This is a genomic window from Streptomyces sp. NPDC004542 (assembly GCF_040610035.1).
In the GTDB taxonomy this organism is placed as follows: domain Bacteria; phylum Actinomycetota; class Actinomycetes; order Streptomycetales; family Streptomycetaceae; genus Streptomyces.
On the sequence record NZ_JBEXLP010000001.1, the window covers coordinates 35,383 to 48,596 of the forward strand.

11 protein-coding genes and 1 pseudogene are annotated in these 13,214 nt (G+C 70.8%); 7 read left to right on the forward strand and 5 right to left on the reverse strand.

Annotated features, from left to right (window positions below):
• Positions 1 to 8 precede the first annotated feature (8 nt).
• Positions 9 to 1,619 carry a D-aminoacylase gene (locus tag ABZX30_RS00195; protein WP_355926799.1) on the forward strand — a complete coding sequence of 537 codons (1,611 nt, stop codon included), beginning with the start codon at positions 9 to 11 and terminating at the stop codon, positions 1,617 to 1,619.
• A 50-nt stretch (positions 1,620 to 1,669) separates the two neighbouring features.
• Here the strand turns inward: ABZX30_RS00195 and ABZX30_RS00200 are convergent, their stop codons facing one another.
• Together ABZX30_RS00200 and ABZX30_RS00205 are read right to left on the reverse strand one after the other, a co-directional pair.
• The gene (locus ABZX30_RS00200) at positions 1,670 to 2,527 is read right to left on the reverse strand and encodes a serine protease (RefSeq protein WP_355926802.1); all 858 of its coding nucleotides are present in this window, start codon (positions 2,525 to 2,527) and stop codon (positions 1,670 to 1,672) included.
• A gap of 154 nt (positions 2,528 to 2,681) precedes the next feature.
• Positions 2,682 to 3,356: a hypothetical protein gene (locus tag ABZX30_RS00205; protein WP_355926804.1), complete on the reverse strand. Its 675-nt coding sequence runs from the start codon at positions 3,354 to 3,356 to the stop codon at positions 2,682 to 2,684.
• A gap of 126 nt (positions 3,357 to 3,482) precedes the next feature.
• Here ABZX30_RS00205 and ABZX30_RS00210 point away from each other — a divergent pair, with 126 nt between their 5' ends.
• The 3 genes from ABZX30_RS00210 to ABZX30_RS00220 all read left to right on the forward strand — a co-directional run bounded on the left by ABZX30_RS00210 (position 3,483) and on the right by ABZX30_RS00220 (position 6,755).
• Positions 3,483 to 4,694 (forward strand): pyridoxal phosphate-dependent aminotransferase, encoded by a 1,212-nt coding sequence (locus ABZX30_RS00210; RefSeq protein WP_355926807.1) that lies wholly within the window; start codon positions 3,483 to 3,485, stop codon positions 4,692 to 4,694.
• A gap of 52 nt (positions 4,695 to 4,746) precedes the next feature.
• Positions 4,747 to 5,169: a hypothetical protein gene (locus ABZX30_RS00215; protein WP_355926810.1), complete on the forward strand. Its 423-nt coding sequence runs from the start codon at positions 4,747 to 4,749 to the stop codon at positions 5,167 to 5,169.
• A gap of 311 nt (positions 5,170 to 5,480) precedes the next feature.
• Positions 5,481 to 6,755, forward strand: a complete 1,275-nt coding sequence (locus ABZX30_RS00220; RefSeq protein WP_355926812.1) for a glycosyltransferase — start codon at positions 5,481 to 5,483, stop codon at positions 6,753 to 6,755.
• Between the two features lie 83 nt (positions 6,756 to 6,838).
• Here the strand turns inward: ABZX30_RS00220 and ABZX30_RS00225 are convergent, their stop codons facing one another.
• The 3 genes from ABZX30_RS00225 to ABZX30_RS00235 all read right to left on the reverse strand — a co-directional run bounded on the left by ABZX30_RS00225 (position 6,839) and on the right by ABZX30_RS00235 (position 10,684).
• Positions 6,839 to 7,609, reverse strand: coding sequence for a hypothetical protein (locus ABZX30_RS00225; RefSeq protein ID WP_355926815.1), 771 nt, complete (start codon positions 7,607 to 7,609; stop codon positions 6,839 to 6,841).
• 157 nt (positions 7,610 to 7,766) lie between these two features.
• The gene (gene rfbA, locus ABZX30_RS00230; RefSeq protein WP_355926818.1) at positions 7,767 to 8,699 is read right to left on the reverse strand and encodes a glucose-1-phosphate thymidylyltransferase RfbA; all 933 of its coding nucleotides are present in this window, start codon (positions 8,697 to 8,699) and stop codon (positions 7,767 to 7,769) included.
• Between the two features lie 161 nt (positions 8,700 to 8,860).
• Positions 8,861 to 10,684 carry a phosphoenolpyruvate carboxykinase (GTP) gene (locus tag ABZX30_RS00235; RefSeq protein WP_355926821.1) on the reverse strand — a complete coding sequence of 608 codons (1,824 nt, stop codon included), beginning with the start codon at positions 10,682 to 10,684 and terminating at the stop codon, positions 8,861 to 8,863.
• A gap of 336 nt (positions 10,685 to 11,020) precedes the next feature.
• Between ABZX30_RS00235 and ABZX30_RS00240 the strand changes: the two genes are divergently transcribed.
• The 3 genes and pseudogenes from ABZX30_RS00240 to ABZX30_RS00250 all read left to right on the forward strand — a co-directional run bounded on the left by ABZX30_RS00240 (position 11,021) and on the right by ABZX30_RS00250 (position 13,207).
• A complete protein-coding gene (locus tag ABZX30_RS00240) occupies positions 11,021 to 11,734 on the forward strand; it encodes a hemolysin III family protein (protein WP_355926823.1) in 714 nt (237 codons plus the stop codon).
• A 295-nt stretch (positions 11,735 to 12,029) separates the two neighbouring features.
• Positions 12,030 to 12,302: pseudogene (locus tag ABZX30_RS00245) on the forward strand (MFS transporter); the annotation flags it as partial.
• Positions 12,303 to 12,571: 269 nt separating this feature from the next.
• On the forward strand, positions 12,572 to 13,207 hold the full coding sequence (locus tag ABZX30_RS00250) for a TetR family transcriptional regulator (protein WP_355926826.1): 636 nt from the start codon (positions 12,572 to 12,574) through the stop codon (positions 13,205 to 13,207).
• Positions 13,208 to 13,214: the final 7 nt, after the last annotated feature.

A 13,214-nucleotide genomic window follows, 5' to 3' on the forward strand; every position in this document is an offset into this window, starting at 1 on the left:
GGCCGGGCGTGGAAGACCTCGTCATCCGGGACGCCGATGTCGTGGACGGCAGCGGTGAGCCGTCGTACCGCGCGGACGTGGTGATCGACGACGGCCGGATCACGGCCGTCGTCAAGGAGGCGGCGGCGGCGGGCTGCCAGCGCCCGCGCGCGATGCGGGAGCTGGACGCGGAGGGCCTGGTCCTGTCCCCCGGCTTCATCGACATGCACGCGCACAGCGACCTGGACCTGCTGCGCGACCCCGACCACAGCGCGAAGGCCGCGCAGGGCGTGACGCTGGAGGTCATCGGGCAGGACGGACTGTCCTACGCGCCGGTCGACGACCGTACGCTCGACGGGGTGCGCCGGGCGATCGCCGGCCGGCACGGGTACGGCGACGACATCGACTTCGACTGGCGGTCGGTGGGCGAGTACCTGGACCGGCTGGACGGGGGCATCGCGGTGAACGCGGCCTATCTGATCCCGCAGGGCACGGTCCGCGCGCTCGTCGTCGGCTGGGAGGACCGCCCGGCGGCACCGGGGGAGCTGGACCGGATGCGGGAGCTGGTCGCCGAGGGCATGGAGCAGGGCGCGGTCGGCATGTCGTCCGGGCTCACCCACCCGCCCGGCATGTACGCGGACGACGCCGAACTGACCGGGCTGTGCCGCGTGGTGGGGTCGTACGGCGGCTACTACTGCCCGCACCACCGCTCGTACGGGGCGGGCGCCCTGGAGCGTTACGCGGAGATGGTGGAGCTGAGCCGGAGGACGGGCTGCCCGCTCCACCTGGCCCACGCCACCCTGAACTTCGGCGTGAACGAGGGCCGCGCGGCCGATCTGACGGCCCTCCTGGACGACGCGCTGGCCGCCGGGGCCGACATCAGCCTCGACACCTCCCCCTACACGCCCGCCTGCACGACCCTCGCGGCGCTGCTGCCGGGCTGGGCGGGCGCGGGCGGCCCGGAGGCGCTCCTCGCGCGGCTCACGGACGGGGCGACGGCCGAGCGGATCCGGCACGAGCTGGAGGTCACCGGCTCGGACGGCTGCCACGGCGTGCCCGTCGAGTGGGACACGGTCGAGATCTCCGGCGTGACCGAACCGGCCCTCGGCGACCACGTGGGCCGTACGGTGCTGGAGTCGGCCCGGCTGCGCGGCGAGGCTCCCTGGACCACCGCCCGGCGGCTGCTGGTCGAGGACCGGCTGGGCTCGACGGTCCTGCAGCACGTCGGCCATGAGGAGAACGTGCGGGCGATCATGCGGCACCGTACGCACACGGGTGGCTCGGACGGCATTCTCCGGGGCGCCAAGCCGCATCCCGGGGCGTACGGCACCTTCCCGCACTACCTCGGCCGGTATGTGCGGGAGTGGGGCGTGCTGTCGCTGGAGGAGTGTGTCCATCACCTCACCGCACGGCCCGCGGCCCGGCTGCGCCTGCCGGACCGCGGGCTCGTCCGCGAGGGACACCGGGCCGATCTGGTGCTGTTCGACCCGGTGACGGTCGCGGCGGGGTCGAGCTTCGAGCAGCCGCGCGCGCTGCCCGTCGGCATCCCGTACGTCCTCGTCGACGGCCGGTTCGTGATCGAGGACGGCCGCCGGACGGATGTGCTGGCGGGCCGCGCGGTCCGCCGGACTCCCCGGTGACCGCCGGCCCGTCAGGTCCCGTCCGTCACCCTGCGCCCGTCATGCCCCTGTCATGGCTTGGGCAGGGTGCAGCCGCTGAGGGTGAGGTCCAGCTTGTTGCCGGTGGTGAAGCAGGCCGGGATGTTGTAGGTCTCCTCGGCGTAGTTGATGCCCTGGCGGACGGTCACGGTGCCGTTCGCGTCGACCTCGCAGGGGTTGTTCTCGGTGCAGCGCTCGCCGTCCTCGTTGCCGGTGTTGTTGACGGCGACGACCTTGCCGGTGGCGTTGTCGATGACCGGCGAGCCCGAGGTGCCGCCGATGGTCTGGCAGGCGGAGGTGTAGCGGACCGAGTCCTTCCAGGTCCAGTCGCCCTCCTTGAGGCGGTAGACGAATCCGTCGATGCTGCAGGCGTAGGTCCGCTTCCAGTAGCCGGAGACGACCGTGATGGCGGTGCCGGCCACCGGGTGCGTGTCCTGGAGCGTCAGCGCGCTGATCCCATAGGTGCTCTTGATCTGCGCGTACGTGGTGGTGAGCTGGTAGAGCGTGACGTCGGTGTCGGTCATCGTCGAGTAGACGACCTTGCTCGCGCGCAGGGTGCCGACCCGGGTGGCCGAGGAGTTGAGCAGGCCGAAGGTGCGGCTGGAGGACTGGTTGACGATGACCTCGCCGGGGTCCGGGAAGCCCGTCTCCAGGCAGTGGCCGTTGGTCATGACCAGCGCCGGGTCGCTGTCCGCGGAGTTCGGGAAGCGGACGACCGAGCCGGAGCAGTTGCTGAGCGACACGGTGCCTGCGAAGTCGACGGCCTTGATCGAGGGTGCCGCGGCCTTGGTCGCGGCGGCGCTCTCGGTGGCCGTGGCGGCGGCCGCCGGTGCCATGCCCGCCCCGGTGATCACCAGGGTCGCGAGCGCGGCAAGGAGAGGCTTCTTCATGTGGGGGTCCCCTCTGCAGACGTGAGCGACCGGAGATCTTCCGGCCGCCTGCCGTCTTGTCATGTGCATTGTTATGTTCGAGGAGGGGTGACGGCAATAAGCCGCAGACAATGCACCGCGCGCCGCGCGAGGGTCAACCCCACACGAAACGGGGCTACTTGGGACCCTTGGTGGCCCCCCGGCCATGCCCCCGGGAGTTGCCCGGGCCGGACCCGCCGCTGATCGAGGAGACGGTCGGCGCCGCGGTGACCGAGGCGGCCGACGTGGCACCGGGAGGGCCGGCGGAGGTGGTGGCGGGGCTCGCGGACCGCGGCGCGCCGGCCGGGTCGCCGACGGCGGACGCCGTGCCTTCCGGGCCGGCGGCGGCCGGTGCACCGGTTTCCGGCGGGCCGGCCGTCGCGGCACCGGAGGAGTCGGCCGGGGACGCCTGACGCGCGGGCGGCGTGGCGCCGTCCCCCGCCGTCGACGCCGTACGCCCGCGCGGCGCGTCCGACGGGCCCGAGCCCGGCAGCCCGGCGATCACGGCCGCGAGGGACACCACGCCCACCGCCCCGACGGCGACCGCCGCCCGCCGCACGCGCCGCCCGCCCGCCCGCTTCCCGGAGCCCCGCGCGGCGGCGTGGCGGCGCCCGGCCGGACCCCCGCCGGACGGCTCCCCGCCGAAGATCACCGGCAGCTCGCGCGTCTCGTCGTACGCGTTCTGCCAGCCGTGGGCGGCGGCCGGGTCGACGTACTCCTCGTACGCCGGAGCCGCCGCGGCCGACGGGTGGTACACGTGCGGGTGCGGCAGGGGCTCACTGTCCGGTTGCGGCTGGGCGGGGCTCGACATGGCCTGCGATTCTAGGGACGGCTGGGGCTCCTGTGACAGCTACCGGCGATAACAGGGCAAAACGACTCGTCTCACGTGTCGGAAAACACGGCCCATGGGGCGTTACCGGGCCGTAAGCTCCCTGGCATGCAGGTGATCCAGTCGACGAAGCTCGCCAACGTCTGTTACGAGATCCGGGGCCCGGTGCTCGAGGAGGCGATGCGGCTGGAGGCGGCGGGGCACCGCATCCTGAAGCTGAACACCGGCAACCCGGCCGCGTTCGGCTTCGAGTGCCCGCCCGAGATCCTCGAGGACATCCTCCGCAACGTCTCCACGGCCCACGGCTACGGCGACGCCAAGGGCCTGCTGGCCGCCCGCCGCGCGGTCGTGATGCACAACCAGACCATCGGCATCGAGACGGACGTCGAGCACGTCTACATCGGCAACGGCGTCTCCGAGCTGATCGTGATGGCGATGCAGGGCCTGCTGGACGACGGGGACGAGGTCCTCGTACCGGCGCCGGACTACCCCCTGTGGACCGCGGCCGTCTCCCTCTCGGGCGGTACGGCGGTCCACTACCGCTGCGACGAGCAGTCCGACTGGATGCCCGACCTCGCCGACGTGGAGCGCAAGGTCACCGACCGCACCAAGGCGATCGTCATCATCAACCCGAACAACCCGACGGGCGCGGTGTACGACGAGGCGGTGCTGCGCGGGCTGACCGACATCGCCCGCCGTCACCACCTGCTGGTCTGCTCGGACGAGATCTACGACAAGATCCTCTACGACGGCGCGACGCACACGCCGACCGCGGCCGTCGCCCCGGACCTGATGACCCTCACCTTCAACGGCATGTCGAAGGCCTACCGGGTCGCCGGTTACCGGGTGGGCTGGATGTCGATCTCCGGTCCGCGCGCGCACGCCGACTCCTACATCGAGGGCCTGACCATCCTGGCCAACATGCGCCTGTGCGCGAACATGCCGGGGCAGCACGGGGTGGTGGCCGCGCTCAGCGGACGGCAGACGATCAACGATCTGGTGCTGCCGGGCGGGCGGCTGAAGGAGCAGGTGGACGTCGCCTACGACCTGCTCACCCAGATCCCGGGCGTGACGTGCGTACGGCCGAAGGGGGCGCTGTATCTCTTCCCGCGCCTGGATCCGCAGGTCTTCAAGATCAAGGACGACCGGCGGATGGTCCTGGACCTGCTCCGTCAGGAGAAGATCATGGTGGTCCAGGGGACCGGCTTCAACTGGCCCGAACCGGACCACTTCCGGGTGGTGACCCTGCCGTCGGTGGGCGATCTGCGGGACGCGGTGACCCGGATCGGGACCTTCCTCGACGGCTACGGCCAACTTTAGACGAAATCCAAGCTAGGATGGTTTCCTGTCAGAGCACAGGAGGCCATCTCCCATGTACGAGCCGATCCGCACCGGGCCTTCCCGCAGGTCCGACCAGAACACGATGGCCGGCACCACCTCGGACTTCCCCCACCGGTCGCGCGAGGAGGAACTGGACATCCAGCTCGCCGGCCATCTCGCGGCGCTCCTCGCCGTCACGGACGAGCTGCGCGCGCTGGCCCCTTCCAGCGACCTGGACACGGCGGCCGGGCGGCTCGCCGCACAGGTGTCGCGGCTGCGGGGCGGCCGCGCTCCGCTCCGCGCGTCAACCACCGCGGCCACCGAGCCGTCGGCGCTCCATCAGCGGGCCCACGCCCTCGCGGGCCGCGCCCTCGTCGTCGCCGCCTCCCGGGCCGACACGGCGGCGGCGATCCTCGCGGCCGAGCGCATGGACGCCCACGCGGCGGCCCAGGAGCCGGTCAGCGCCGCCCACTGACCCCGCGGGGTCCCTCATCGGCCCCGGTCCGCGCGCACCCGCAGCGACGCGCGGACCGGGCGCCACCTCTTCACGACGGCGCCACCCCTTCACGACGGCGCCGCCGCCACGACGTCCCGCCACCGCTCCCCCTCCGACGCGGGCATTCGGGTGGTCCGTGCACGGCAACCGCCTGCCGCACCGCACCGCCGTCCCGAGACGCTCGTAACGTCTGCGGAAGTGACGGTGGTTCGGCTCCGGCCCCGTCGGCACGTCCACGGTCTCGTCGGCGCCGGCCTCCTGAGGGCATTCCAGCGAGCAGGGAGCAGCAGATGACGTCGACGGCCACCCCGAGGTTCTCCGTCTTCACCCCCAGCCACCGGCCCCGTTTCCTCGACGAGTGCTTCGCGACCCTGCGGGCGCAGACCTGTCCGGACTGGGAGTGGATCGTCCTGCTCAACAACGGCGCCCGATGGCGACCGGAGCACCCCGACGACCGGGTCCGGCTGGAGATCGCGGACGACGCCGTCGGCGTCGGAGCGGCGAAGCGCCGGGCCTGTGAACTGGCCCGCGGTGAGATCCTCGTCGAACTCGACCACGACGACCTGCTGGCGAAGGCGTGCCTGGCCGAGCTCGGCCAGGCGTTCGACGAGCACCCCGAGGCCGTCTTCGTCTACAGCAACACCGCGCAGATCACCGAGGACGGGAAGCGGGACGACAGCCGCTTCAACGAGACGCACGGCTGGCACTACGAGGAGGTGCGGGTCGACGGCCGCAAGCTGCTCCAGGTCAGGTCCATGGCCCCGACCCCGCACAACGTCGCCTACATCTGGTACGCGCCGAACCACGTCCGGGCCTTCCGCAAGGACGCCTACAAGAAGGCCGGGGGGTATGACGCCACCCGGAGCGTCCTGGACGACCAGGACCTGATGTGCCGCCTGTTCCACGTGGGCGACTTCCACCACATCCCCCGCTGCCTCTACCTCCAGCGCATGCACCCGGCGAACACGCAGCGCGACCCGGAGATCAACGCGCACATCCAGCGCGAGACGGTCGCGCTGTACGACAAGTACATCGAGGCCAACGCCCTGGCCTGGACCTACCGCAGGGGACTGATCGCGCTGGACCTCGGCGCGGCCCGCCGCAAGCCGCCCGGTTACGTGGGCGTGGACAAGCAGCCGGGTGAGGGGGTCGACATCGTGGCGGCCCTGCCGGACCGGCTGGACCTGCCCGACGACTCCGTCGGGCTGGTGCGCGCCGTGAACTTCCTGGAGCACGTGCCGGCGAAGGTGCCGCTGATCAACGAGCTCTACCGGCTGCTGGCACCCGGCGGCATGCTCCTGACGACGACTCCGAGCACCGACGGCCGCGGCGCGTACCAGGACCCGAGCCATGTCGCGTACTACAACGAGAACTCGTTCTGGTACTACACCGACGACCAGTACCGCGCGTACGTGCCCGATCTGGAGGCCAGGTTCCAGAGTTCGCGGCTGACCACCTGCTTCCCGTCCCAGTGGCACAGCGAGAAGAACATCTCGTACGTGGTCGCCAACCTCATCGCGGTGAAGGACGGCGCCGCGCGCTGCGGCGGCCCGCTGCTGGTCTAGAGGCTGGTCCAGGATTGTCGCCGCGCGTCCACCGCGGAGGGTGCCCCGGGGGCCGAAGCCTCGGGGGCACCCTCACACGGGGGTCAGGGTGTCACGTTCGCGCAGACCACGAAGGCCGTGACCGTCTGACCGGCGGTGGACGTGGCGGTCCACTGAGTAGGCGGTGTACCGCCCCCGGGGAAGTTCTCGGACGCGGCCCCACTGCTGGCGACGAGATACCCACCGCCGGTGGCGAAGTCACCGGTGTCGCACGTGGCGGTTGCCGTGCCGGCGGCGGTGTTGGTCCTGACGTAGGTGGCGCTCACGGAACCCTGGGCGCCCTGCGCACCCTGAGCACCTTGCGCGCCCTGCGCACCCTGCGCGCCCTGCGCACCCTGAGCGCCCTGCGCGCCCTGCGCACCCTGCGCGCCCTGAGCACCCTGAGCGCCCTGCGCGCCCTGAGCGCCCTGCGCACCTTGCGCACCTTGCGCACCCTGCGCGCCCTGAGCACCTTGCGCACCCTGAGCGCCCTGCGCACCCTGAGCGCCCTGCGCACCCTGGGGACCCTGGGGACCCTGGGGACCCTGATGGCCCTGCGGACCCTGATGGCCCTGCGGGCCACGCGCGCCCTGGGGGCCGGGGCTGTCGCTGCGCACCGACGCCTCGCCATGTGCGCCCGCCCTGCGGATCGCGTCGGCGACGGCCGCCTTGGGCACGTCGTGCGTGCCCACCTGCTTCAGAACGATTGCGGGTTCGTGCATCGCACCGGCGATCGCCACGGTGCTCGGGGCGACGCTGAGCGCCACCGCGGCGGCGCCGACCGATACCATGGTGGCGGATTTCAGCCGCGCCGTTCGACTTGTTCTGCGACTCAAGACAACCCTCCTCACAGACTGGGAGGGGACAAGGCAGCGGACACACAGTTCCTACGTTCGAATCAATCGCCCGCCTCATCCCCTTGACAAGAGACGACGCCATTATTGGCTCCTATTAAAGAATTACTAATAGTCGACTCCTGTCCGTGCCCGAGAATCACTCGATCGGCAGAACGTCTGCCTCGCACAGGTGCTCCGGGCCCCTTTGGGGCATGACGACGGGCCGGGAGCCCTCCAGCAACTCCAGCAGATAGCGGCCGTATCCGCTCTTGAGCAGGGGGCGGGCCAGTTCCCTGAGCCGGTCGTCGTCGATCAGGCCGGCGCGCCAGACCGTCTCCTCGACGCAGCCGATCTTGCAGCCCTGTCGCTCCTCGACCACCCGGACGAATTCGGCGGCCTGGACCATGGAGGTGAACGTTCCGGTGTCGAGCCACGCGGTGCCCCGGTCGAGCACGGTGACGTGGAGGGCTCCGGCCCGCAGATAGGCGCGGTTGAGATCGGTGATCTCCAACTCGCCCCGGGCGCTGGGGCGCAGGCCGCGCGCGATGTCCACCGCGCGGTTGTCGTAGAAGTACAGTCCGGGCACCGCGTACCGGGACCGGGGACGCGCCGGTTTCTCCTCGATGGACACCGCACGGCCCTGCTCGTCGAACTCCACCACGCCGTACGCCGAGGGATGCGCCACCTGGTACGCGAACACCCTGCCGCCGGTCACGTCACCGCCGCGAGCCAGCCGGGTGCCGAGGCCGCTCCCGTGGAAGATGTTGTCGCCCAGAATCAGGGCGACGGAGCGGTCACCGACGAAATCAGCCCCCAGCACCAGGGCGTGCGCAATTCCTTGCGGGCGTTCCTGCGCCACGTATTCGAGTCGCAGCCCCAGTTGACTTCCGTCGCCGAGCAAGCGGCGGAACTGGCACTGGTCTTCGGGGGTGGTGACGATCAGGATCTCGCGGACACCGGCCATCACCAGGGTGGAGAGCGGGTAATAGACCATCGGTTTGTCGAAGACCGGCAACAGCTGTTTGGACACCGAGCGGGTCAGCGGCCACAATCGCGAACCGGTGCCTCCGGCCAGGAGAATTCCGCGCATGGCAGCACCTTAGGCGACACCGCGAGAATGCAGCCCTATCGCCACCCATGGCATTCGGAATTCATGGCGCCCGGTATTTCGGGAACAACTCGGACAGACCGCGGAACGGGCCGGACGCGCGACGAAGCCGTCGCGCGTCCGGCCCCCGGCGGAGCGTCGGGTCAGCCCAGGCGGGACACCAGGGCGTGGTACTGGTCCCACAGTTCCTTCGGGGTGTGGTCGCCGAAGGTGTTGAGGTGGTCGGGGATCAGGGACGCCTCCTCGCGCCAGACCTCCTTGTCGACCGTGAGCAGGAAGTCGAGGTCCGAGTCGGCGAGGTCGAGCCCGTTCGTGTCGAGGGCCGCACGCGTCGGCAGCACGCCGATCGGGGTCTCGACGCCCTCCGCCTTGCCGTCCAGGCGCTCCACGATCCACTTCAGGACGCGGCTGTTCTCGCCGAAGCCGGGCCAGACGAACCTGCCCTCGTCGTTCTTGCGGAACCAGTTGACGTAGTAGATCTTCGGCAGCCCGGCCTGGTCCTTGTCCTTGGCCACGTCGACCCAGTGGGCCATGTAGTCGCCCATGTTGTAGCCGCAGAAGGGCAGCATCGCGAAGGGGTCGCGGCGCAGTTCGCCGACCCTGCCCTCGGCCGCGGCCGTCTTCTCGGAGGCCACGTTGGCGCCGAGGAAGACGCCGTGGTTCCAGTCGAAGGACTCCGTCACCAGCGGTACGGCGCTGGCGCGGCGGCCGCCGAAGAGGATCGCCGAGATCGGCACGCCCTTGGGGTCCTCCCACTCGGGCGCGATGATCGGGCACTGCGCGGCCGGGACGGTGAAACGGGCGTTGGGGTGGGCGGCGGGGGTGGCCGACTCCGGGGTCCAGTCGTTGCCCTTCCAGTCGGTCAGGTGGGCGGGCGGTTCCTCCGTCATGCCCTCCCACCAGACGTCGCCGTCGTCGGTGAGCGCGACGTTGGTGAAGACCGCGTTGCCCCACAGCGTCTTCATCGCGTTGGCGTTGGTGTGCTCACCGGTGCCGGGCGCGACGCCGAAGAAGCCGGCCTCGGGGTTGATCGCGTAGAGGCGGCCGTCCTCGCCGAACCGCATCCAGGCGATGTCGTCGCCGATCGTCTCCACCGTCCAGCCGGAGATCGTCGGCTCCAGCATGGCGAGGTTGGTCTTGCCGCAGGCGGAGGGGAAGGCCGCGGCCACGTACTTCGACTCCCCCTGCGGCGGCGTGAGCTTGAGGATCAGCATGTGCTCGGCCAGCCAGCCCTCGTCGCGCGCCATGACGGAGGCGATGCGCAGGGCGTAGCACTTCTTGCCGAGCAGGGCGTTGCCGCCGTACCCGGAGCCGTAGGACCAGATCTCGCGGCTCTCGGGGAAGTGCGAGATGTACTTGGTCGAGTTGCAGGGCCAGGGCACGTCCTCCTGGCCGGGCTCCAGCGGAGCGCCCAGGGTGTGCACGGCCTTGACGAAGAAGCCGTCGTCGCCGAGTTCGTCCAGGACCGGCTGTCCCATGCGGGTCATCGTGCGCATCGACACGGCGACGTACGCCGAGTCCGTGATCTCCACACCGAGCGCGGACAGGGGTGAGCCGAGCGGTCCCATGCAGAAGGGCACGACGTACATCGTGCGGCCCCGCATCGAGCCGCGGAACAGGCCGTTCTCGCCCTGGAAGACGTCCCGCATCTCCGCGGGCGCCTTCCAGTGGTTGGTCGGCCCCGCGTCCTCCTCCTTCTCGGAGCAGATGAAGGTCCGGTCCTCGACCCGGGCGACGTCGGTCGGGTCGGAGGCGGCGTAGTAGGAGTGGGGGCGCTTGACGGGGTCGAGCTTCTTGAAGGTCCCCTTGGTGACGAGCTCCTCGCACAGTCGCTCGTACTCGGCCTCGGATCCGTCACACCAGACCACGTTGTCCGGCTGCGTCAGTTCGGCGATCTCGTTCACCCACGAGATCAGTTCCTGGTGGTGGGTGGGGATGACGGGGGGAGCCGCGATGTCGCGCGCCACGATTGCTCCTAAATGAGGGATTTTTTCCTTTTGGCCCCGTGGGGGCTGCGGCCCGGACGCTTCGTAGCCGCTCATCCGGTGCCGACCGCACTCATTTGATCATCCGATGGTACTGCGCATCTGTCCAGACCGCCTCACAAGTGAGCGACGTGAGGAACGCCACGGTTAGCCGCACCCTTCCGGGATAACTCCGGGATCCTTTGCGTGCACGTTGGGTTCGCCTGGGAGACTTTTTGCGCTGCGGCTCCGCGCGGCCCGTGAGAGGATGGCCACTCTCCGGCGGCCATCGACCGGGACTCGCCCGCGACTTACGGCTCCGTAGGTACGATGACGGTCATGACTGCGTCCGTCCCCGACTCGCCTGCGGACAGGCCGGCCGCCGGCCACGGTCCCGTCGAGCTCTCCCTGCCGCACCCGGTCAAGCCCAAGCTCCGCGGCTGGCTTCATCTGGGTATGTTTCCGGCCGCGCTCGTCGCCGGCCTGATCCTCACCGCCCTCGCCGACTCGACCCGCGGCCGGATCGCCTGCGGGATCTACGCACTGACCGCCTGCCTGCTGTTCGGCGTCAGCGCGCTGTACCACCGGGGCGACTGGAGCCCGCGCATGGACGGCGTCCTGCGCAGACTCGACCATGCCAACATCTTCCTGATCATCGCGGGCACCTACACCCCGCTGACGATGCTGCTCCTGCCGGGCGCCAAGGGACAGTGGCTGCTCTGGGGCATCTGGGCGGCGGCGGCCGCGGGCATCGTCTTCCGCGTCTTCTGGGTCGGCGCCCCGCGCTGGCTCTACACCCCCTGCTACATCGCGATGGGCTGGGCGGCCGTCTTCTTCCTGCCCGACTTCCTGCGCACCGGGGGCATCGCCGTGCTGGTCCTGGTCGTCGTCGGCGGCCTGCTCTACAGTGCGGGCGGCGTGATCTACGGGATCAAGCGGCCCAACCCGTCACCGCGCTGGTTCGGCTTCCACGAGGTGTTCCACTCCCTCACCCTGGCCGCCTTCGTCGTCCACTACGTGGGCATCTCCCTGGTGGCGTACCAGCACAGCTGAGCCCCTCCTCCGCCCCGTGGCCACGGCTCTCGAGCCGTGGCCATTTTTCATGCCATGACACTCGCTGGATATTGACGGTGACAAGGATTTGATAGTTGCTGTCATTTCATGCCTACTGTCACGAACATCGAGGAGACCCGGCGCGACCCACGCCGCTGGTGGGCCCTCGGAGCCCTGGTCGCGAGCATGCTGGTGCTCGGCTTCGACATGACGATCCTGAACGTGGCCCTGCCGACCATGGCGGAACAGCTCGGCGCCACCACCGGCGAGCAGCAGTGGACGGCTGACGCGTACGTCGATCGGTATCGCCCTGCTGGGCAGCCTGCTGGCGGGCGCCTTCCGCGACCGGCTGGACGTCAGCGGGCTGCCCGCCGGGGCCGCGCGCACCGCCGGGGACTCGGTGGTCGCCGCGCACATCGTCGCCGAGAAGGCGGGCCCCGGACCCGCGGCGCGCCTGGCGGCCTCCGCGAACGACGCCTACGTGCACGGCATGGGTCTGGTCCTGCTGGTGTGCGGCATCGCCTCCCTGGCCGCAGCATTGCCGGCCGCAGCGTTCCTGCCCACCGCACCGGCCACGAACGGCACGCTCCCCGCCGCCCCGGCCGACCAGGCCACCGCCCCGGCCAGGACCGGCACGCCGTCCACCCCCACCACGGCCGCCAAGCCCTCCGCCCCGGCCACCGGCCCAGAACTCCACGCCCCCGAACCGGCCACGAACGGCACGCTCCCCGCACCGCCCCGGCCCGGCGACCTCCCCGCCCCCGCCCCGGCCGGCCGGGCTCCCGTGCCGGAGGGGGGCGTCCCGGGCGTGGTCGTGCCCGAACCGGATGCCTGACAATGACCCCCATGACGGCACGCACCTCCTCCCCGGCCGACCGCCCGCAGCTGGGCCTGCGCGAGCGGAAGAAGATCAAGACCCGTGAGGCGATCCGCACGGCGACGTACGCCCTGATCGAGGAGCAGGGGTACGACGCCACCACGATCGAGCAGATCGCCGACCGGGCCGAGGTCTCGCCGTCGACCGTCTTCCGGTACTTCCCGACCAAGGAGGACATCGTCCTCACGGACGAGTACGACCAGGTCCTCCTCGAGGAACTGCGCGCCCGGCCCACGGACGAACCGTGGGCCGAATCCCTGCGGCACGTGATGCGCAAGGCCGTCGCCGCCGGGATGCAGGACGACCCGGAGGTGGCCCGGCTGCGGGCCCGCCTCGGGGTCGAGGTGCCGGCGATCCGCTCCCGGATGATGGAGAGCATGTCGGCCACCGGCCGGCTGCTCTGCGCGGCGATAGCGGACCGCACCGGCCTGGCATCCGACTCCCTGGAGGTCCGGGTCCGGGCGATGTCCCTCGTCGGCGGGCTGATGGAGGTCTCCATGTACTGGGCGGAGAACGGCTACCAGGGCGACCTCCGTGACCTCATGGACCGCGCCCTGGACGTCATGGAACGCGGTCTGCCCACCGGAAACCGCTGAGGCCTCG